The organism is Bifidobacterium apri, assembly GCF_009299485.1.
GTDB classification, from domain to species: domain Bacteria; phylum Actinomycetota; class Actinomycetes; order Actinomycetales; family Bifidobacteriaceae; genus Bifidobacterium; species Bifidobacterium apri.
The window spans coordinates 62,920-84,720 of the sequence record NZ_WBSO01000010.1; the positions used below are offsets into that span (position 1 = coordinate 62,920).

The window sequence follows — 21,801 nt, forward strand, 5'->3', positions numbered from 1 at the left end:
GAGTATCTTGTCACATGGAAGCAAACGATGTCATTCCACTGCCGTGCGCCAGTCGCACACGCGCAACGACATCGCTTCGATTATGAAGAAAGGACCAAGTATGGCCATCAATCCGCCAGTTGACGCCACCAAGACTCCTGAGTGGGCTGCCCTGCAGAAGCACTATGACGAGCTGCAGAACGAAGGCATCAGCCTCAAGAAGTGGTTCGCCGAGGATTCGAGCCGTGTGGACCAGCTGAGCTTCGATGCCGGCGACCTGCACTTCGATCTGTCCAAGAACCTGATCAAGCCGGAAACCCTCAAGCTGTTCGCCGACCTCGCCAAGGCTGTCAAGCTTGACGAGCGCACCAAGGCCATGTACACCGGCGTGCACATCAACAACACTGAAGATCGCGCCGTGCTGCACACCGCGCTGCGCCGTCCGGTCGAGGATGAAGGCAAGTACATCGTCGACGGCCAGGATGTCGTCAAGGACGTGCGCGACACGCTGGACCGCATCTACGCGTTCGCCGACAAGGTCCGTTCCGGCGAATGGAAGGGCGTCACCGGCAAGAAGATCGAAACCGTGGTCAACATCGGCATCGGCGGTTCCGACCTGGGTCCCGTCATGGTGTACGAAGCGCTCAAGCCGTACGCTGACGCCGGCATCTCCGCCCGCTACATCTCCAACATCGACCCGAACGATCTGGCCGAGAAGACCAAGGGCCTCGACCCGGAGACCACCCTGTTCATCATCGTTTCCAAGACCTTCACCACGCTGGAAACCCTGACCAACGCCCGCGAAGCCCGCACTTGGCTGCTCGAAGAGCTCAAGGCCAAGGGCGCCATCGACGGCTCCGACGCACAGAACGCCGACGCCATCAAGAAGCACTTCGTCGCCGTCTCCACCAACCTGGAGAAGGTCGAGGAGTTCGGCATCGACCCGTCCAACGCCTTCGGCTTCTGGAACTGGGTCGGCGGCCGCTACTCCGTGGATTCCGCCGTCGGCACCTCCCTCGCCGTGGTCTTCGGCCCGGCCCGCTTCGAGGAGTTCCTGCACGGCTTCCATGAGATCGACGAGTACTTCGCCAACACCCCGTTCGACAAGAACGTGGTCGTGCTGCTCGGCATGCTCAACGTGTGGTACCGCAACTTCTTCCACGCCGCATCCCACGCGGTGCTCCCGTACGACCAGTACCTGCACCGCTTCCCGGCGTACCTGCAGCAGCTGACCATGGAATCCAACGGCAAGTCCGTGCGCTGGGACGGCACCCCCGTCACCTCCGACACCGGCGAGATCTTCTGGGGCGAGCCGGGCACCAACGGCCAGCACGCCTTCTACCAGCTGATCCACCAGGGCACGCAGCTGATTCCTGCCGACTTCATCGCGTTCGTCAACACCCCGAACCCGACCAAGGACGGCGACCAGGACGTGCACGAGCTGTTCCTGGGCAACTTCCTCGCGCAGACCAAGGCGCTCGCGTTCGGCAAGACCGCTGACGAAGTGCGCGCTGAGGGCACTCCTGAGGACATCGTCCCGGCCCGCGTGTTCACCGGCAACCGTCCGACCACCTCGATCTTCGGTGTGGCGCTGACCCCGTTCTCGCTCGGCGAGCTGATCGCCCTGTACGAGCACATCACCTTCGTTGAGGGCACGGTGTGGGGCCTGGACTCCTACGATCAGTGGGGCGTCGAGCTTGGCAAGCAGCTGGCCAAGCAGATCACCCCGGCGATTTCCAAGGACGACGATGCGCTCGCCGCCCAGGACGCTTCCACGCAGGGCCTGATCAAGTTCTACCGCGCCAATCGCGAGTTCTGATTCGCCGTGTTGTGCGACACCGACGGCTGGGCTGTAGCCTGACCGGTCGGTAACCCGAAGGATCCCGCCATCCGTTACTGTTTCGGACGGCGGGATCCTTGCGTATCTGCCAGCGGTGCTGCTGGTGGGACGCACGGCTGCTTATGACTGTGGCGTTTATCAGGCAGCTCAGCGACATCATACGGACACGATTGACGGTCTGCACGTTACAGTACAATCGAACGTTGCTATGCCGAAAAACGGGACGCCGCATAATCCCGTTTTTCTGTGGGTCCAGCCGGAACACGCAGGTGGCCGTAAAAGCCATGGTTTCGGCGGATTGGCACCCTTCGCAGGCGAACCTGCGGAGACATTTCAGCCGAACGGTATCCCGAACGGGACCGTGAAGCCCCAACCAATCGTCGGTATGCGGCGGCGATGGAGGAACATCATGGTTAATGCCATCGAAGCATTCGACGCCAAGCATCTCAAGCCGGCGGAGGAAATCCCCGCATTCCGTCCTGGCGATACCGTCGAGGTCAACGTCAAGATCAAGGAAGGCAACAACTCCCGTCTGCAGGCGTTCACCGGCGTGGTGATCGCTCGTCAGGGTGCTGGCGTGCGCGAAACCTTCGTGGTGCGCAAGATCAGCTTCGGCGTGGGTGTGGAGCGTCGTTTCCCGCTGCACTCTCCTTCGATCGATTCGATCAAGCTGGTCCGCAAGGGTCGTGTACGTCGCGCCAAGCTGTACTACCTGCGCGCGCTGCGCGGCAAGGCTGCTCGTATCGTCGAGCGCCGCGACAACAGCGAGAAGTGAGTTTCACGCTCATCGCATGAACCGGACAGCCCGGCGGCCAGCAATGGTCGTCGGGCTGTCGGCGTTTTAGACAGCGCGGACTTGGACCTGCTGGCCTGCGAGCGGGACGTACCAGGTTCTTGGGTTGTAGACCAAAATGTGTGTCCGACAGCGAAATGAATCCGGCATCACACACCATACCCAACCTTCTACCGACGTTGACTGGCCTCTCAGTGTCGGTGGAAGCAGCAGCCCAACCTTCTGCCGACGCTTAGACGCATTCGGGTTATTGGTCAACGTGTGTGCCAGATATGTGTCCGGCGACAGTCTGTTGTGAGTGTCGAGGTTGATGCTCGAATCGTTCTGTCCCTTTCGTTCTGTCCCTTGTGTTCTGCCAGTTGCGAATGTTGTGGTATGCGTGATTTGGTGAATTGGGTGGATTGGGGCTGCTGTTGGTGGGCGTTCGGTGATTTGTGTATGTCTGGGTATGCGTGATTCGGTGGTTTGGTGTGTGGTGGTGGGGTGGCGTCTTTCGTTTGGGGCGTTGCGTATGCCGTGTCATGCGTGGTTGCGGGGGTTGTGCCTTGGTGTGGTGGGATGTCATGGTGTTTGTGTCGTTGCGTATGTCTGGGTATGCGTGATTTGGTGGATTGGGTGGGGTGGGACTGCTGTTGGTGGGCGTTCGGTGATTTGTGTATGTCTGGGTATGCGTGATTTGGCGGATTTGCAGCAGTGCGGGCTTGCAGTAGTGCGGGCTTGTGACGCCGCGGCTGGTCAGGACAGTCGCGCTTGTCGGATTTCGTTATCGGCAATCCGATGAGTTCTTCGTTTGCGGCTACGATTGACGGGTACGAGCAGACGTGCTGGTAACGTATGCGACAGCACCGGTCAACGATATGGCGACAGCCTGTCGAGAGTACGGTGGGTGACCCGGCGATGCGCCCGACAGCGCGTCCCTGCGGTGCGTCCGTCAACAGTACGGTGCCCCTGGTGTACGGTGCTTTTCGAGGCTTCGCCGATAGCCGATAACAGGTCGGCAGATGGGAGAATCATGACGCAGCAGATGTCCCGGTCGTCACGCGACCAGTACGGTGACGCGGATTCCCACATCCTTTCCGTCGCCGAACGTGGCATCGATCCCGCCCCTGTTTCCGCCTTTGCTTCCGTTTCCGCCCACGCTTCCGTTGCTGCATCCGCAACAACGCAAACCTCGACGCCGTTACAAACCCCGGCATTCTTCTCTACGATCACCTCGGACGATTCGCCATCCCGCCGTGCCCGTCATGCTGCTCATGCCTCGCATGCGGCGCGCACATCCGGCTCGTCGGCAGCGTCCCACGGTGGCACTCCACGCCGTTCGGCAAACGCATCGTCATCCTCCGGCGGCGCTCGCGAACTGCTGCTGTGGTGTGGCGTCCCTGTGCTGATCGTCTTGCTGTTGCGCGTGTTCCTGTTCGGCTTCTATGTGATTCCTTCGGGTTCCATGCTGGACACCATTCAGATCAATGACCGGGTGATCACCACGAAACTCGCGCCGGACCTTATCAAGCTGCAACGTGGCGATATTGTGGTGTTCAAGGATCCCGCCAACTGGCTGCAATCCGAATCGTCGAGGCACAGCGATGATCTGATTAAACGTCTTATCGGCTTGCCTGGCGACACTGTGGCGTGCGCCGGTGCCGGTCAGCCGGTGACCATTAACGGCGTGGCCATTGACGAAAGCGCGTATCTCAAGCCCGGTGTGCAACCCAGTGATTTTGCGTTCAGTGTCACCGTAACCGAGGGGCATATTTTCGTGCTGGGTGACAATCGCGCCAATTCCGCGGATTCCCGGTATCACCAGAATGATGGGGCGAACGGGCTTGTTCCGATTAGTGATGTACTTGGCGTGGCGATTGTGCGTAATTGGCCGCTGAGCCGCATCGGCACGATTGACTCCCATCACGAGGTGTTTGCGAATGTCCCTAACCCAGCATGACCAGTTTGACCAGCATGACCAGTCTGATCAGCCTCGTAAGTCTGACCAGTCCCGCAAGTCCGTTCCCCGCTCCCGAGGCAATGCGCATACCGCTGCACCCGTCCATGCGAGCGCCCATGGGGACGGCCATAAACGCACCCGCCCGATCCCGACACTGGAATCAGAACGCCGCCTTGCCGCCCAAGGGTACGATTTGATTGTCGGGTTCGACGAGGTCGGCCGTGGCTCCCTCGCCGGTCCGGTGATGGTCGGCGCCGCCGCGATTTGGGCGCGTGACCTTCCGACATTGGAGGTTCCTGATGGGGTCGCGGATTCCAAAATGTTGACGGAACACCGCAGGGAGGCGATATTCCACCCGTTGCGCCGATGGTGCGCTTCGAGTGCGGTCGGACAGGCGAGTAATACGGAAATCGACGAGTGGGGAATCACCTATGCGCTCGGCGTCGCCGCTCTACGCGCGTTGGACGAATTGGAACGCCAACTCGGCATCGATGGGCACGGTTCGGCTCCTGACGTTTCTGACGTTCTTGACGACGATGCTACGGCACCCGGCGTTCGTGTCGGCGGGATTCTTGACGGGCCGAACGATTACATCACCGCCGCTCTCGGCACCTTCGACGCGCCGGATGTGCCTGTGCCCGCTCACATCATCACTCAAGTCAAGGGCGACCAGCATTGCGCGACGGTTGCGGCGGCGGCTGTTATCGCGAAAGTCACCAGGGACCATCTGATGGTGGATATCGCCGAGGGGAATCCGGCGTATGAACCGTACGGCTGGGCGCGCAACAAGGGGTATGGCTCGCAGGCCCACCGCGATGCGATCGCAGCATACGGGCCGACACCCCTGCACCGGTTAAGCTGGCATCTGGCCTGAATCCGGCAGATCCAACCGGGTTGATGCCGTAGGGAAAGGACACGCATTCGATGGAACACAATCGTCGGACCGCTCGCCCGTCGATGAAAGATGTGGCCGCATTGGCGGGAGTGAGCTATCAAACGGTCTCCCGCGTCATCAACCATTCCCCGGACGTATCGGTCGACACGCGCAATCGCGTCCGCAAAGCCATTCAGCAGCTCGGGTATCGTCCCAGTAATTCCGCACGGGCACTCGCTTCACACCGTTCCCGCATCATCGGCGTGATTATGGGGGGAGACCAGTTCCATGGGGCCGTGCAGACCCTTCAGGCGATTGAGTCGGCTGCACGTTCGCGGGGTCTGTTTGTCGCCGTGTCGATGATTCGCAAGGCTATGTGTTCGCAGAGCGATTTCAACCGTCTGTGCGACGGATTTGATGAACTGAATGCGGATGCACTCATCATGATGGTTCCGACGGATGTCCTGTTTACTGCCGCGTGTCGTGCTCCGGTCACCAGGCCGCGGATTGTGTTGACGGCGACGAACGGCGGAACCAGCATCAGCACCGGTTTGAATATGATCCGTGATGAAGCCCAGCGTGACCGGACTGCGATCGTGGGTATCGACCAGTGGGGCGCCATGGATCGGCTGATCAGCATGATCGCCGGGTATGGGCACCGCACTGCCTTGTATTTCGCGGGGCCTTCGGAATGGCGGGATGCGACGACACGGCTGGAAGCGTGGCGTGAACTGTCCGCGCAATACGCGATTTCCTCACGGATTGTGCGGTGTCGTTCTTGGCAGTCCGATGAGGCGTATGCGCAAATGAACCATGTGTTGGAATACATTGGCTCGTCCGGAGCCAAATTGCCGACGGTGGTGGTCACGGCGGATGATGCGCAGGCCATCGGCGTGGCTCGCGCGTTGAGAGAGCATGATATTCGCATTCCGCAGGATGTCAGCTTGGCTGGTTTCGATGACATTGCGGTGGCGCGCGACACGTTCCCGCCGCTGACGACCATTCGACCGGATTACCATCAGCTTGGTGTCGCCGCGATGCGGGAGGCGCTGTTCCTGATGAGGGAGGGGCCTGAACCCGGGTATCCGGTGTCCACATATGGTGTGGGCCAAGTCGAGGCGAAAGTCGTCAAACGCGCGTCACTGGCCGGCGTCTCGCTGGGACGGTGACTGGTCGCCTGCGTGAGACAAGGGACTGTCGCAATCCGGGACAAGCGCATCCAGCAGTTTGGCTGTTCCGCCCGGCGTGGTGACTGGATACCAATCGGCGAGCCGTCCGTCCACGAGTTGCGCCACGTAGTCGGACACCTCTAGCGCGAACTCCGGGTCGTGTGTGACTGCGACGATGGTGCGGCCACGCTCCGCAAGTCCCCGGATCAGCGAGGAGACCTCGCGCATGTGCCGCAAATCCAACCCGCTGGTCGGTTCGTCAACGATGATGATCGGGCGCTGGCTTGCGATGGCCGCGGCGATGGCGACACGCTGTTTCTGCCCGCCTGACAATGACATCGGATGGCGGTCTGCCAGCTGGCGCAACCCCAGTGAATCAAGGATGTCGAGTGCCGCTCGCTCGTTTTCACATGGCTGTGACAGCATGACTTCCGCGAGCACGGATTCGGTGAACAACTCGCGGTTGACGTCTTGCAGCACGGTGGTGCACGCGTCCAACCGTTGCCGGGCTTGCAATCGTGCGCCGTCTGGGGCGATGAGCGTGCCGCGGCAGCGCCGGTCAAGACCTTGCAGGCATCGCGCGAAGGTTGATTTTCCGGCGCCGTTCAGTCCGATGACTGTTGTGACGGCGCCGCATGGAATCGTCATATCGCTAATATCGAGCGTGTCGTGCCGCGTGTGGCGGTATCGGTATCGGAAACCGTTGACATGGTAGGCGGGCGAGCTGTTGCCGTCAGCCTGGTGTGTAGGGGTGTGGGGGTGTCGAGAGACGCGAATGCTGCGAAGCTGCTGTACAGTGACCGGACGCAAATCGAGATGAAGGCGCTCGCTATCGGAGAGATTCCGCCATTGCTGCCCGGTAAACCGGCGTACCACACGGCCGCCGTCGAGGATGAGCGCCGTATCGACCAGACCGTCAAGCCAGGACAACCGGTGTTCGGCGATGACAACCGTTCTGCCTTCGCGTTTCCACCGGGCGACGATACCACGCAACGCGTTGATTGACGTCGCGTCAAGATTGCTGGTCGGCTCGTCCAACACCACGATCGGCGGCCGGGCAACCGATATCGCAGCGCAAGCCACGCGTTGCCGCTGGCCGCCGCTCATATCGGCCAGCGGCCGGTCCAACAAGTCGGTGAGCGCATATGCGCGGGCGGTGGACTCCACGCGCTCGCGGATGAGATCAGGAGGCATCGCCAGATTCTCACACGCGAACGCGAGTTCGTCCCTCACGTTCATGGTGAAGAATTGACTGTCGGGGTTCTGGAACACCGAACCGACATGCTCAGCCAGCGTGGCGATATCCGTGGTACGCGTATCCACGCCGGCGACGGTGACATTCCCGTGCAGTATGCCGGGAAAATACTGCGGTGCCAAGGCATTGATCAGCCGGGTCATCGTGGTTTTCCCGCAGCCTGAGGCGCCGCATAGGACAATCACCTGCCCCGCGTCGAAGGCGATGGTCGTGTCCCGCAAGCCGGCGGCACCGTTCGCGTATGCGAAGGAGACGTGACAGAAATCAATCGCAGTACCGGTCATGACAGTACTCCGAATGCGGTGAGCGCCCACAGCGCGCAGCATGCGCCGCAAGCCGTCAGCAGCACGATATCAAGCCCGTGAAAGCCGATGCGTGCGATGCTCGTCCGTTCGGTGCGCGCGCCAAGTCCTCGGGTCAGCGCCGCTTGGGTGAGCTCGTCGCCGATGCGGACCATGTTGGCGACGAGCGGAACGACACGGTATTCGAGCATGCGATTCGCTTTGCGACCCCTGATATGCACGCCACGCATCCGCATCGCGTCGTTGATCGCGCGCTGCTCTTCAGCGGCGGTGGGGAAGAACCTGAACATCACCGCCAGAGGAATCGTGACCGCCTGCGGGATATGCATCCGTTGCAGTGCGCTGGTCAGCTCGCTTGCCGTCGTGGTCGCCATCAGCCAGTATGCCGCCACCCCGCTGGGCAGCATCTGCATCCACATGGTGAGGGACATCGTGGAAAACCATGCGGCCGTCCCGTGCCAGTGCGCGGTGACATGCGCCAGTCCCACGCAGGCAACGGAGAACAGCCCCATGGCGAGCGCCTGTTTCAGACGCCCTGATCCGGCCAACAGCAGGAATGTGCAACAGATGAGCACTCCGCGCGCCTGCTGCATGACGGGCGCATCCCCGCCGGCGGATGTCAGACAAAAACAACCGACCGTGAGGGTGAATGCAAGTTTGGTGCGTGGATCGCACCGCAACATGCCGTGTTGCGCTATCGGGCTGATCGTCAATGTCATCCTTTCCAGATGTCGCTTGGATGGGTGTATGGACGCCGCGTTCGGGATTACTGGAAGCGTGTGCTTCGTGCCTTCACGCCCGCCGCGACCGTCTCGTTCGTCTCGCCCGCCGCTGCCACAAGGTGTACAAGTGGCTATGGCGGGTACGGCGATCGCGTTGGGATTACGACATTTCCCGACACGATGCTCATGGTTCCGGACCGCTGCCGTCCCGACCGGTAGCCGGTGCTTCGCGGATGCGGATCGATGCAGATTGATCGATTGGTTCAGGCGAGCCCTGCCCGCTTGAAGTGGCGTCGCAACAGCGCCAGACCGATCGCACCGCCGAGCAGACCGCCCAGCAGGCCGAGCACGATGACCAATGGAAGCGTCCAAGCGGGGAACAGTCCTGCGAGACGACCGGCGTATTCAGCGCCTTTCCGTGCGGTCAGCTGTTGCAGATACGTGGCCCGGCCGATGTAGAACGGCAGAAACATGCCGATGCTCCACAGGTTGAACACCGATACGGATGCGAGGGTGACGCCGGTGCTGCGGGTCGGGGCTTCGGTGCTGCCGTTGCTCCTTGTGCGGATTCTTGTGGCGATCAGGTCTGCGAGTACCGCAGCGATGATCGAAGTGGCGACTGTGTAGTAATTGCCGTGCACGGCGCCCATCAGCAAGGCCAGCAGGATGCCCATAATGCTGATCGCGCCGAATCTTTGGCTTTTCGCCATCAGCAGCATCAGTGGCGTGGTGCCGAGCAGGCCGCATGCGAATCCGGCGAACGGCATGCCGACGGGGATGAGATGCGTGATAAGCGCTCCGATGGAGATCATCACGAAATACAGGACGGTGTAGACGCCGATGGTGATGTAGTCACGTGGACCGAGCCGGGTGGCAGTCGCGCGCGGGCTCTCTGGGCGTGCCGGGCTGGTGGCGCTCGCTGTGTTTGCGGAGCCTGCCGGATTGCCGTTGTCATCGGGATTGGCGGCGAGGCGTGTGGATGGTTGCCTGTTGCTGTCGTTGATGGTGCTCATACTTCCTCCGAACATGGTGGCCGAATACGGTGTCGGTGTGTAGTGATGCTGGTGCGTCACCTGTCCGAATCCTGGATGCCTGATGCTCCTTTCGGCCGCATGCCATGCCGTGCGCCAAGTCTCCTGGTGCATCCGGAGGTGTCGTCGCCACACAGGTTAGCGGCAATCGAATCAAAAGTCACTAGTGCGGGACGAAATTCTCAGATAATCGTCAGACTGCTGTTGCGGCGGTGACACCGTCATCTGTTCGTATGTGTCACGGGCGCTGTGTGCCTTTCGTGTGCCTTTCGTGTGTCGCTGTGTGCGCGTCTTCGTGCGTGTCATCTGGGTCTGGCTGCACGGGTCTCCGTCCGTTTGCGCGCGGGATTATGAAGTATTGGTCGCGGTTTGCGAAAACTCTGGTATCAGACAGGGCAATCAGCTACAATACCCCCATTGTGATCGTGACCGTATGCAGTTGGCATGCCGGGTTCCAAAGGCCTGAATTCCAGCGTTCAGACCGGCGCGCATGATGTCCTCATCCTGCGCCTGACTGTGCCGCCTGCTGTTGCCGGACCTTCGACCGTCACCGAATGGTATCTGCCTACCCGGTTGCTGCGAGCCCGCCATCGAGCGGTCGTCGCGTGGCGACCGAGCGACACAACCTTCGGCGTAGGCCGAGCGGGTCCGGGTCCAACGAGTCCGGTGAGATGTTCATGTGATTCGCGTTTGCGGAAAGGGGTCGGCATGTTCGATAAGCGGCTGTTTTCGTTGACGCCAGGCATCAAGCGCCTGGTGGCGGCGAAGGTGGTGTGCCTGTGGGTGTCGCTGTTGGCGGACATCGGGTTCGCCTATGTTCTGGTGGGTTTACTCGGCAACATCCTCGGATATGTCGAGCCGCTCGACGCGTCGAAATGCACCCGGCTCAACGCGATCGGCCGATGCCTCAATCCTGCGCAGACGCAGGGCGATTCGGCGCTCGAATCCGGCAAACAGGCCCTGTCTGCATACCCCGACAACTACGGCATGTTCATCCTGTTCATCGCCGTCATCGTCGTCGTGAAATATGTGGCCACCCGCTGTTCCGCCTATTTCGGCACCCGCGCGAGCGAAAGCGTCAAACTCGCACTGCGTGAGAAGCTGTACCGCAAGATGCTGCAACTCGGCCCCTCCTATGCGCAGCGTGTACGCACATCCGACGTGGTCCAGTCCGCTGGCGAAGGCATTGAACAGATTCAAAGTTTCTTCGAGCTGTTCCTTCCGCAACTGTTTTATTCGATTCTCGCGCCGATCACCCTGTTCATCTTCGTCGCCCCGGTCAACTGGCCGGCGGCATTGGTTCTGCTGGTGTGCGCCCCTCTGATCGTCGTCATTGTGGGACTGGTGGCGATGAGCGCCTCCCGGGTGTTCAAGAAGTACTGGGGCAAGTACACCGATATGGGTGCCGCGTTCCTTGATAACCTGCAAGGCTTGGAAACCTTGAAAACCTTCGATGCCGACGGGCGTGCGGCCAAGGATATGGATCAGAAGGCCGAGGAATTCCGCGTCATGACCATGCGTGTGCTGCAGATCCAGCTGCGCTCGCTGTCGGCGATGGACCTGGTGGCGTACGGCGGGACGGCAGCCGGCATCGGCGTGGCGATCTGGCAGTTCATGATCGGTCAAATCTGGCTCCCGGCGGCATTGGTGGTCGCCTTGCTGTCGGCGAGCTTCTTCCTGCCGCTGCGCCAGTTGGGATCGTATTTCCACGTGGCGATGAACGGCATGACATCCACGAAACGGATTTTCGCGTTGTTGGATGCGCCGGTACCGCATCATGGCAGCATTCGTCTGCCTTCGGTCGCGGATTCGGTGTCCGTGACCTTCGATCATGTCGGATTCGCTTACGGTTCAGGCGATGACAAGAAGGTCGCCCTCCAGGACGTGAATTTCACTGCGCATCCCGGCAAACTGACTGCCATCGTCGGCATGTCCGGGTCTGGCAAGTCCACGGCAGCCGGCCTGTTGGGCGGCTCGCTGGTCGGATATGACGGTTCGATCCGTCTTGGTTATTCGCTGCTTGGCACGTCTGCGGACGTGGAATTGAGCGATGTGGCGGAACAGTCGTTGACGGGCGCAGTGACTGTGGTCAGCGCCCGGAGCCATTTGTTCGCCGGTACCTTGCGGCAGAATCTGGTGATGGCCAAGCCGGGAGCCACGGATAACGACTTGTGGGTCGCGCTGCACCAGGCGCGTATCGATGATTTTGTATGCGCCCAGCCAGGCGGTCTTGACATGAAGATCGAACAGGATGCGGCGAACCTGTCTGGCGGGCAGCGCCAACGTGTCGCGATTGCTCGTGCACTGCTGCGAGACAGCGCGATTTACGTGTTCGACGAAGCCACCAGCAGTGTTGATGTTGACAGCGAAAACCGCATTCTTGCCACGATCCGTGACTTGGCGGACCATAAAACCGTGTTGATGATCACGCATCGCGTGGCGAACGCGGTGCTCGCCGACCAGATTGTGGTGTTCGACCATGGCACGGTCGCCCAAACCGGCCAGCATGATGCGCTTGTGGTGACGGATGGCGTGTACGCGAAACTGTTCCGGGCCCAGGCGGTGTTTGAGCATGTCGCTCACCGTGACGATGCTCGTATGCTGGTCGGCAGCGAGCAGATGCGTCAACTCGCCGGCATGGGGCGCGGCAAGGCGTCCGGCGCTTTTGATGCGTCGGCAAGCGGCAGCGCGGTTCCGACATTGTCGTACACAAAAGACGGCTCGCAGGCAGCTGATACAAGCGATGCGTCCGGGGCAGGGGCTGCCGGCAACACGGGCTCAGACTCCGATGCCAGCGCTGCTCCTGCTGCCGCCGGCGGTACACAAGCCAAACGCCTCGGCTCAATGTCGCTGATCGGCCGTCTGCTTGGCGAGGTCAGGCCGTTGAGCCTGTACATGGTTCAGGCGTGCCTCTACGGCACCATCGGGCATTTGTCGGCGACATTCCTGCCGGTGTTCGGTGTGTGCGCATTGTTCGCCCATCTTGGGCATCCGGTATGGGGGCTGTCGGCCCGCACCGCGGTGATCTGCATGGTGGTGTGCGGCTTGCTGCGCGGTGTTATGCGGTATGCGGAACAGTACATGAACCATAATGTCGCGTTCCGCCTGCTGGCGTTGTTCCGGTCAAAGGCGTTCGCCGCGTTGCGCAAGTTGGCTCCCGCCAAGCTTGCCGGCAAGGGCAAGGGCGATCTCATTTCGCTGATCACCACCGATGTCGAGCTGCTGGAGATCTTCTTCGCGCATACGATTTCACCGGTCGTCATCGCTATAGTGACCACAATCGTCTTCACAGTGGCGGCGTTCACGCTCGACCCGTGGTTCGCGCTGCTGCTGGTCGTCGCACATCTGGTCGTCGGCGTGCTGCTTCCCCGCCGTTTCGCGGCGAGCGTGCGTACACTCGGTCCGAAGATCCGCAAGTATTCCGCACAGCTTGACGATGTCATGCTTGACGATATGCATGGTCTTGACGAGATCATCCGCTTCGGGCAGGGCAATCGCCGGTTGGGCAACATCATCTCCAGAACACGTCGCCTGTGGTCGGAACGGGCACGTCTGAGCCGCCGCACCGGCCGCTTCACCGCTATCGGCGGTCTGCTGGTCATCGCAGCGACCGTCGGCGCGGTTCTGGTCGCGTTGCGCGTGTCGCAGGGCAACCCGTTCTCCATTCCGAATGCCGTGGTCGCCGTGGTGCTGATCGCAAGCTCGTTCGGCCCGACCCTCGCCTTGAGTGCGCTCCCGGCGAATCTGACGCAGACCTTCGCCTCCGCAAGGCGCCTGTTCGCACTGCTTGACGAGCAGCCGGCCGTTGTGGAGACCGGCACCAGCAAGCCTGCGTATGACGGCATGGCGTTCGAGCATGTGGACTTCTCGTATCGTCCCGACCAGCCGATTGTGCGCGACTTGTCCTTGGCTGTCCCCAAGACCGGTATTTTGGGGATCCAAGGGCCGTCCGGACGCGGCAAGTCGACGGTACTCAAACTGCTGATGCGCTACTGGGACCCGCAGCATGGCAGGATTTGCTTCTCCAACATGCCGCTTCCGCAAGTGGACGCGTCGTATCGTCGTCGTACGCAGACGATGATGAGCCAAGAGACCTATCTGTTTGACGGTTCGATTGCCCAGAACCTGCGGATTGCCAATGACCATGCGAGCGACGAGGAGTTGCGCGAGGCCTTGCGGAAGGCATCCGTGCTTGATTTGGTCGATTCGCTGCCTGACGGGCTGGATACGCAGGTCGGTGAGCTTGGCGGTCGCCTGTCCGAAGGTGAACGGCAGCGCATCGGTCTGGCGCGTGTCTTCTTGCGCAAGGCGGATCTGGTGCTGCTTGATGAACCGACCAGCCGTTTGGACGCATTGAACGAGGCGGTGATTCTCACGTCGGTCAATCAGATGGCCGCTGAGCGTGATGTCGCCATCGTGCTGGTCTCGCATCGGCAGTCGACGATGCGTGTCGCGGATGTGGTGGTGCGTGTCTGACACAGACGGGTTCGCCGGCATCCGCGCACGGTAATCTGCTGTACCGCACCTGTGGCGAAACGTGGAGCAACGGTGGATATCACCATCGGGCTGAGCGATGCGTTCCCCGGGTGCGGGATAATACGATGAGTTGGATTGCACCGGTGCGGCCAGGGGGTGTGGCATGGTCGCATCCGGTCGCATGCCGGGGATCGGTGAGGAGCAGCATGAGCAGACATTCGGCGCAGCACGGCAACATGCCCGGTATCCATGGGGGCAGGCGTAGGCATATCTGGCCGTGGATTGTCCTGATTGTCTTGGTGGTTGTGGCGGGGGTTGTAGGCGCTGTTGCAACCACCTTCTACAAGCAGGCCATGGAAGTCAAAGCCCATGAGGAGAAGGCGATATCGCTGATGTCCGGGCTGAAGGGGCTGTCCGGTTCGGGTACTGCCGGCATCAGCAAAGACACCGTGGATTCCATCAACGCGGTGTTGCCGCAACTGCAATCGGAAACCGCGGCCGCTCAACAGATCACCAACGGGAAGCTGTGGACGCTTGCCTCCCACATGCCCGTGTACGGCGATGACATTACCACCGTGCGTGGCATGACCCGCATCGTGCACGAGCTGGCCACCGGATCGATTCCGCAACTCAGCTCCACACTGGGCACACTGGTGAACGCATCGCTGACTACGGACGACGGCTCATTGAACTTGGAACCGATCACCCAGGCCGCTACATCCATGAAAGCCGCGAATGAGCCGCTCCAGAAGCTGGTCAGCGAATATGACGCCCTGCCACAGCCCAAGATCGGCAAGATCGCCACGGCATACGCCAGCGGCAAGAAGCAGCTGAACACGGCGGGGACGACAATCAATGAATTGGCGAATGCGCTTGATATCATCCCCGGTTTCCTCGGATCGGGCGGTGCGAAGACGTATGCGGTCATGGCAATGACCACGTCAGAAGCCCGTTCCAGCGGCGGTTTGCTGGGTTCCGTCGGTGTGATGACCACCGACAACGGCAAGATCTCAATCGGCGACTTCCGCTCGAACACGGAATACATACCCTACGGGACTGGTGATCCGACTGCCGATGAACAGCGTATCTTCAACCAGTGGGGCCCGCTGCAGATGTCCTTCGACATGCGCGATCTCGCCGTCTATCCTGATACGCAACGCTCGGCGGAAGGTATGCGGGCGATCTGGCAGCGTACCCCGTGGGGAGCCGGCCAAAACCTGGACGGTGTGCTGATGGTCGACCCGGTATTCCTCCAGAAGATGGTCGCCATCAACGGGCAGGTCACCCTGTCGGACGGCCGCGTGCTCGACGGCACCAACACGGCGGAATTCCTGCTCAACACGGTATACAAGGATTATCCGGTGAGCATGCAGGACCAGTATTTCACCGAAGTCGCCGTCCAGTCGATCAGCGCGATGTTCTCGAATATCAACCTCACGAAGCTGACGCAGGTCGGGCAGGCGATGTCCTCGCTCGCCCAGGGCCGGCATTTCTCCATGTACAGTTTTGATGAAGCGACCGAAAGTTCCTTGCAATCCGCTGGATTCACCGCGTCCACGCCGAGCGATGAAGCCAACCCGAAGATCGGCATGTACATTACGGAGCAGAACCCGTCCAAGATGGATTGGTACGTGCACCGTACGACAAAGATTACGCGGACATCGTGCAATAGCGACGGTTCTCAGACGTATCACGTCGAATATACGTTGAGCAACACGCTGACGAACGCCGAACTGGCTACGTTGCCTGACTACATCGCAGGCGGCGTCCAGGTGCCGAGTCTGGCACGCGGTATGGCCGTTGAGAAGATGCTGATGTACGCGCCTGCCGGCGGGTCGATTTCGAATATCACCACGAGCGGGAACGGCACGGTATCCGTGGCACCGAAGCGTACTACGCTGAACGGCAAGGATGTCACCACGACACTGGTGCTGCTGAACCCCGGTAAGTCGATGACGTATTCCTTCGATGTGACCACATCCACAAAAGCCAAGTCCGACTTGGGTGTTGACCAGACGCCGATGGGCTGGGAGAACCCTGGAGTGAGCGTGGGCACCTCGGCATGTACCATCGGAGCGAAGTGATTGGAGTTCTGTAGTCGGTTCAGGGCTTTACAGTGAGCCCCGCATCGAGGATTCCAGATAGCGCCCACACCCCCGGAACCTTCTGCCGACGCTTGGGGCTGTCTCACCGTCGGTAGATTCCTCTATCGACGCTTATGCACCTTTCACCGTCGGTAGACCCTTCTGCCGACGCTTACGTACTCCTCAGTGTCGGCAGAAGCAGAGATGGCGGCGACCACACCTTACTTGCGGTACACCTTCGTGTACGAGCCTTCCGCCCGCGGCCTGACCACAATCGAGTCGATATCGACCGTATCCGGCTGATCGAGCGCCCATCGGATGCATTCGGCGATATCCTCGGCTTTCAGCGGATCCGGTACGCCGGCGTACACGGCGGCTGCCTTCGAAGCATCGCCGTGGAAGCGGTGCATTGAGAATTCGTCGGTGTGCACCATGCCGGGGGAGATGTCCACCACACGGATCGGCTCGCCAATCATTTCCAGCCTCAGCACACGGGCCATCACACGTTCGGCGAATTTCGATGCGCAATACCCGGCACCACCCTCGTACGGTTCGATGCCGGCGGTCGAGGAGATGACGAGCACTGTGCCGGCGGATTCCTTGAGCGCCGGGAGCAGTTTCTGCGTCATGCGCAGCGTGCCGAGCACGTTGAGCTCATACATGGCTCGCCAGTCGTCGATACTTGCGGTGGCGACTGGGTCTTTGCCGATGGCGCCGCCAGCGCAGTTGACCAGCGCCTTGACCGGTCCGCCGGCGAGTATGGTTTCGACGGCAGCCTGCGCGCTGGATTCGTCCGTGATATCGGTGGCGATGGGTTCGACTGCATCGCCGAGTTCCTTGGCCAGCGCGTCGAGACGTTCGACTCTGCGGGCTAGCGCGGCTACATGCCATCCGTCCGCGACGAGCGAGCGGACCGTCGCCGCGCCGATGCCGCTTGACGCTCCGGTGACGACTGCGCGTTTGACGCCGTCAAGCGGTGTCGCTGATGTTTGTTCTGTCATGATCTGCCTTCCTGTCTGTGTCGTTTCATGGTGCGAGATATTGCGGGATATGGGATCTCGTGTGGTATCGATGTTGATATACAGTGCCGATGCTGTATCCGTCAACACTGTGCGGTTCAAGGTGTGTCGTCTGGAACGCCTTACCGTACCTGTACGGTAAGGCGTACCGTATTGCGGTCAGTGCGGTTGCGGTGCCGGCCTCCGGGTTGCAATGTGTGGCATCGCACGCCGGAACTATGCGGAAATGCGCGGAATCATGCGGGACCACGCCAACAGCAGGTCAGCAGCCGGCGGCGGTCATCGCTTGGTCCAGCCGCGCGACGCCTTCAGCCGCTTCCTCAGCGCTGATCACGCATGGCGGGGTCACGTGGATACGGTTGTTGTGAACGCCGAGCACGAGATTCAGCTTGTCGGCTTCCTTGACGATCCGCTGCATGGTCGCGTCGTCGAGCGGCTCTTTGGTGGCCCGGTCTGCGACCAGTTCCACCGCCCAGAACACGCCTTTTCCGCGCACCTCTCCGATGGTCGGATGATGCTCGGTCAGCGCTTGCAAGCCAGGTCCGAGCACGTCCCGGCCGACATCGTGGGCGTTGTCGACGATATGTTCTTTCTCCATTGCCTCCTGCGTCGCCACAATGGCGCCCATCGCCAGCGGATGCCCGGAATAGGTGAGTCCTCCGGGGAACACGACGTCATCGAAATGTTGGGCTACCGGATCGGACATGATCACGCCGCCCGCCGGCACATACCCGGAATTGCAGCCCTTCGCGAAGGTGATGATATCCGGCGTGTAATCGTAGTCATCGAGCGCGAACCAGAATCCGGTGCGCCCGAAGCCGGCCATCACTTCGTCGGTGATCATCAGGATGCCGTATTTGCGGGTGATCTCGCGCACGCCCTTGAAATAGTCCTTCGGGGGAATGATGATGCCTGCGGTGCCGGGAATGGATTCCAGCAGTACGGCGGCGATGGTGTCCGGCCCCTCGAACTGGATCACGTGCTCAAGGTGGGTGAGCGCGCGCTCGCATTCCTCTTCCTGCGTGGTGGCGAAGAATTCGGAGCGGTACAGGTACGGCGTGAAGAAATGGACGTGGCCGCGTGCGTAATCGTTCGGTTTGCGACGCCAGTCGCCGGTCGCGCTGATTGCTGCGCCGGTATTGCCGTGGTAGCAGCGGTATGAGGAGAGGATTTTGTCGCGCCCGGTGACCAGGCGTGCCGCGCGCATGGCGTTTTCGTTCGCATCGGCGCCGGCGTTGGTGAAGAACACTTTGTCGAATCCTGCGGGGGCACGGCGGGCGACCAGCGAGGCGGCTCGGCCACGGGCGAGGTTCGCGTAATCGGGGCCGATGGTGGCGAGCAGTTCCGCCTGTCGCTTGATGCCTTCGACGACCGCGGGGTGCTGGTAGCCGATATTGACGTTGACTTGCTGGCTGGTGAAGTCCAGCATGTCACGGCCATCCGCGTACTTGAGCCACACGCCGTGGCCGGTGACCACTTCGGTTGGGTGGAGGTTGCGCTGTGCGTGCCAGGAGTGGAAGACGTGCGCACGGTCCAATGCGTAGGCGTCGTTCCAGATCGTCTCATCTGCCGAGCAATCATGTCCCATGATGTGTCCTTTCCTCGAAGGGTCCCGACTCGGGTCGGGCTGCGTTCAATTGGCGTTGCAATTGGCATTGTGAGTGATGGACATTTCGCGTTTTACGTGGACATTTCCAGTTGTGCGTCCTTTTGAAACACCGGAATAATCGCGATTGGCAATACTGAGAATGTCAAATGAAGCGTGCGCGCGCGGGCAGCGGTGAGCGGAGAAGGCGAGAAGACGAAATGATTACGGACAATAAGCACAATGATTCCTACAGTCAGCATCATGACCATCATGAATGTGGTGGCTCTGCCGGTGGCGCAGGTTCCGCCGTTGACCAGGGCTCACGTGGTTCGGGACTCACGGGTTCCATCGACGCTGAAGGTCCCGTCGGTACTGTAGGTTCCGCCGGCTCGATAGGTTCTGCTCGTGTCGACGGTTTCGTTGGCATCACTGATGCCGCCCACGCCGCCACTGCCGCCGATGCCGCTGGAACCCGATCGACACAAGCCCCAACCATAGGAGCCGAACGTCTCGCAGGATTCGTCCGCACCCAGACCGCGACGGCGACACCGCAACGCATCGTCGAATCGCTCACCACCTTGGTATCCACCGAAGTACTTGTGGCGGGAACCCGGCTGCCAACGGTCCGGGCGCTCGCAAGTACACTGCATGTGAGCCCAGCCACGGTTTCCGCCGCCTACCATATGCTTGCCCGCTCGGGAGTGGTCCATTCGCGGGGTAGGGCAGGCACATTCGTGTTGCCGCAGGCACTGTCCGAAGTGAACATTCCGCCGGCGTCCGCCGCAACCACCACCAGCGGCGCTGGTGGTCGGCAATCATATGCATCCATGTTGTCGGCAGGTGCCGGAGCGGTATTCGAACCATCCGGAACGGGACGAATCCATGGAACCCGAGGCGTTGCCGATAGTTCCGGAACGCACGCCGAACGGAATGCCGGTACGTGGGGCTTCGGACAGACGCAAGGACTCACAGGTTCCGCCATTGCACACGCCCCGGTCATCGACCTGTCTCGCGGCACCCCTGACAACACGCTCCTGCCGACCATCCGCCCGTATCTTGCCCGGCTCGGCAACCGTCGGGCGTTTGTGAACTCGTACACCGGGCCGACAATCCTTCCCATGCTGGAAGAAGAGCTGCGCGGCGACTGGCCGTATGATCCGCAGGCGATGACCATGGTGTCCGGAGCGGGGGACGGGCTTGCGCTCGCCATCGCGGCGTTCGTCCGGCATGGCGATGTGGTGGTGGTCGAATCCCCTACGTATCCGTTCATTCTTGATGTGCTGCGGGAACGCGGGGCGATCGCCGTCGGTGTACCGGTCGATGCGGAAGGCATGGATCCCCATCGCCTGCTTGACGTGTTGGAACGGTTCGGGCCGGCTCCAGGGCCGACACGGGAGCAAGGCCGACGTATCAGCATGGTCATCATCCAACCGCGTGCCCAAAATCCTACGGGTATCAGCTACACGCCCGAACGTCTGTCGGCAATCTCCAGAGTATTGCGCATCTGGGAACAGGAAGTGATTGGGCGTGACATTCCGCTGATTGTCGAAGATGACAGCAGCGGCATGGTCGCCGATGTGTTCGCCGTGTCCTTGGGTTCCCTGCTGCCTGACCGGGTGATCCATATCCGCAGTTTCTCGAAATCGCATGGCCCTGATTTGCGGCTTGCAGCATTGTCCGGGCCGCGCGAAGCGGTTGATGCCATTGTGGAACGACGACGGTTGGGAGCAGGCTGGGTCAGCAGATTCCTCCAGGAGCTGCTGTGCGAGATGCTTGCGGACCGCCAAGCGTATACGACCATTGCGGGTGCGCGTCACACCTACGCGCTCAGGCGCAAGACGATGGCGGCGTTGCTTGAACGGTTCGGTATGCGAACCGTGGAAGGAAGCGGGTTCAACATGTGGTTGCCAGTGCGAGATCCGCTTGCGGCAAGGCGAATCCTCGCGCAGGAGCATATCCGTGTGGCTGAAGGCGGGCGGTTCCTGCCGGAATTCCGCGTTTCCGCGGGCGATGACGGTCTGCGCTCGCAGGAACGGGTGCTTGGCGGAGATAACTGGCAGGATGACATAGTCCTGAACGACAGTGTGCTCGACAGGGATGCGACAGGTGGTGCCGTCGATGCCACCGGTTCTGCGGTTCGTAGTGATGCAAGTCCGGATGATGCCCGTGGCGATGATGGCGGGCGGGGTGCTGAACATACTGCGACTATCGACCAGTCTGGGATGATGGGGGTCGCTGCTGCTGCCGGGATGGGCGGTTCCAGCCATGCCACGCCTGCAGGCATCGGCGGATCGGTGCCGTTGACTGATGCGGGTATTGCCCAAGGGAATGCGATGCGAGTGACGATTTCGCAGCCTGAGGCAATTTCCGAACATGTCGCCCGATGTCTGGTTCATGCGGCGACTGCTTGATGTCTCAACTGGCAGTTGGGTCGTCTGAGCGTGAGCGGGCGTGGCCCGCCCCGGTCTCGTGTTGAGTGCCTGTGGATGGGAGCCGTCCGAAGGTAAGTGATGTGACGCCGCCCGCGCATACGTCGAACACGCGTTGATGTTGATGCAGTCATCGGCTGGCCGCCGAATGTGACCGGATTCCGCGCGGTGCCACTCGTGGAAGCCGGATTGGCGAGTATGCCGTGGGTCTAGCCCCTCGTTTTGTGAGTGGATCCTCACAATGTCGTGTTCGGCTGGGTTGGTTGCGCTGGAGAGTTGTGCTGTTACCCCGATTTGTGGC

13 protein-coding genes are annotated in these 21,801 nt (G+C 61.1%); 8 read left to right on the forward strand and 5 right to left on the reverse strand.

Translation table 11 applies throughout. The features are described from left to right. The first annotated feature begins 100 nt into the window (after positions 1 to 100). From pgi to DSM100238_RS06635, 5 genes are all read left to right on the forward strand, one after another. Positions 101 to 1,798 (forward strand): glucose-6-phosphate isomerase, encoded by a 1,698-nt coding sequence (pgi, locus tag DSM100238_RS06615; RefSeq protein ID WP_152355887.1) that lies wholly within the window; start codon positions 101 to 103, stop codon positions 1,796 to 1,798. Positions 1,799 to 2,228: 430 nt separating this feature from the next. Then, positions 2,229 to 2,594 (forward strand): 50S ribosomal protein L19, encoded by a 366-nt coding sequence (gene rplS / locus DSM100238_RS06620; protein WP_152355888.1) that lies wholly within the window; start codon positions 2,229 to 2,231, stop codon positions 2,592 to 2,594. Between the two features lie 1,030 nt (positions 2,595 to 3,624). Beyond that, the gene (lepB, locus tag DSM100238_RS06625) at positions 3,625 to 4,551 is read left to right on the forward strand and encodes a signal peptidase I (RefSeq protein ID WP_240812391.1); all 927 of its coding nucleotides are present in this window, start codon (positions 3,625 to 3,627) and stop codon (positions 4,549 to 4,551) included. Then, on the forward strand, positions 4,532 to 5,425 hold the full coding sequence (locus tag DSM100238_RS06630; protein WP_240812392.1) for a ribonuclease HII: 894 nt from the start codon (positions 4,532 to 4,534) through the stop codon (positions 5,423 to 5,425). The genes lepB and DSM100238_RS06630 overlap by 20 nt, the downstream gene beginning before the upstream one ends. A gap of 50 nt (positions 5,426 to 5,475) precedes the next feature. Beyond that, positions 5,476 to 6,594: a LacI family DNA-binding transcriptional regulator gene (locus tag DSM100238_RS06635; protein ID WP_152355889.1), complete on the forward strand. Its 1,119-nt coding sequence runs from the start codon at positions 5,476 to 5,478 to the stop codon at positions 6,592 to 6,594. On the opposite strand, the gene DSM100238_RS06640 is transcribed toward DSM100238_RS06635, so the two are convergent. The 3 genes from DSM100238_RS06640 to DSM100238_RS06650 all read right to left on the reverse strand — a co-directional run bounded on the left by DSM100238_RS06640 (position 6,565) and on the right by DSM100238_RS06650 (position 9,886). Further along, the gene (locus DSM100238_RS06640; protein ID WP_167511090.1) at positions 6,565 to 8,133 is read right to left on the reverse strand and encodes an ABC transporter ATP-binding protein; all 1,569 of its coding nucleotides are present in this window, start codon (positions 8,131 to 8,133) and stop codon (positions 6,565 to 6,567) included. The two genes, DSM100238_RS06635 and DSM100238_RS06640, sit on opposite strands and share 30 nt — an antisense overlap. Continuing rightward, on the reverse strand, positions 8,130 to 8,870 hold the full coding sequence (locus DSM100238_RS06645; protein WP_152355891.1) for an energy-coupling factor transporter transmembrane component T: 741 nt from the start codon (positions 8,868 to 8,870) through the stop codon (positions 8,130 to 8,132). The genes DSM100238_RS06640 and DSM100238_RS06645 overlap by 4 nt, the downstream gene beginning before the upstream one ends. Positions 8,871 to 9,136: 266 nt before the next feature. Next, positions 9,137 to 9,886, reverse strand: coding sequence for an MptD family putative ECF transporter S component (locus tag DSM100238_RS06650; RefSeq protein ID WP_167511091.1), 750 nt, complete (start codon positions 9,884 to 9,886; stop codon positions 9,137 to 9,139). Positions 9,887 to 10,612: 726 nt separating this feature from the next. Here DSM100238_RS06650 and DSM100238_RS06655 point away from each other — a divergent pair. After that, a complete protein-coding gene (locus DSM100238_RS06655; protein ID WP_152355893.1) occupies positions 10,613 to 14,380 on the forward strand; it encodes a thiol reductant ABC exporter subunit CydD/CydC in 3,768 nt (1,255 codons plus the stop codon). A 206-nt stretch (positions 14,381 to 14,586) separates the two neighbouring features. Beyond that, positions 14,587 to 16,464 carry a DUF4012 domain-containing protein gene (locus DSM100238_RS06660; protein WP_152355894.1) on the forward strand — a complete coding sequence of 626 codons (1,878 nt, stop codon included), beginning with the start codon at positions 14,587 to 14,589 and terminating at the stop codon, positions 16,462 to 16,464. Positions 16,465 to 16,685: 221 nt separating this feature from the next. Here DSM100238_RS06660 and DSM100238_RS06665 read toward each other — a convergent pair whose 3' ends face one another. Continuing rightward, positions 16,686 to 17,465, reverse strand: coding sequence for an SDR family oxidoreductase (locus DSM100238_RS06665; protein WP_152355895.1), 780 nt, complete (start codon positions 17,463 to 17,465; stop codon positions 16,686 to 16,688). Between the two features lie 280 nt (positions 17,466 to 17,745). After that, the gene (locus tag DSM100238_RS06670) at positions 17,746 to 19,071 is read right to left on the reverse strand and encodes an aminotransferase class III-fold pyridoxal phosphate-dependent enzyme (RefSeq protein WP_152355896.1); all 1,326 of its coding nucleotides are present in this window, start codon (positions 19,069 to 19,071) and stop codon (positions 17,746 to 17,748) included. A gap of 218 nt (positions 19,072 to 19,289) precedes the next feature. Here DSM100238_RS06670 and DSM100238_RS09350 point away from each other — a divergent pair, with 218 nt between their 5' ends. Next, positions 19,290 to 21,482: an aminotransferase-like domain-containing protein gene (locus DSM100238_RS09350; protein ID WP_167511092.1), complete on the forward strand. Its 2,193-nt coding sequence runs from the start codon at positions 19,290 to 19,292 to the stop codon at positions 21,480 to 21,482. The last annotated feature ends 319 nt before the right edge of the window (positions 21,483 to 21,801 follow it).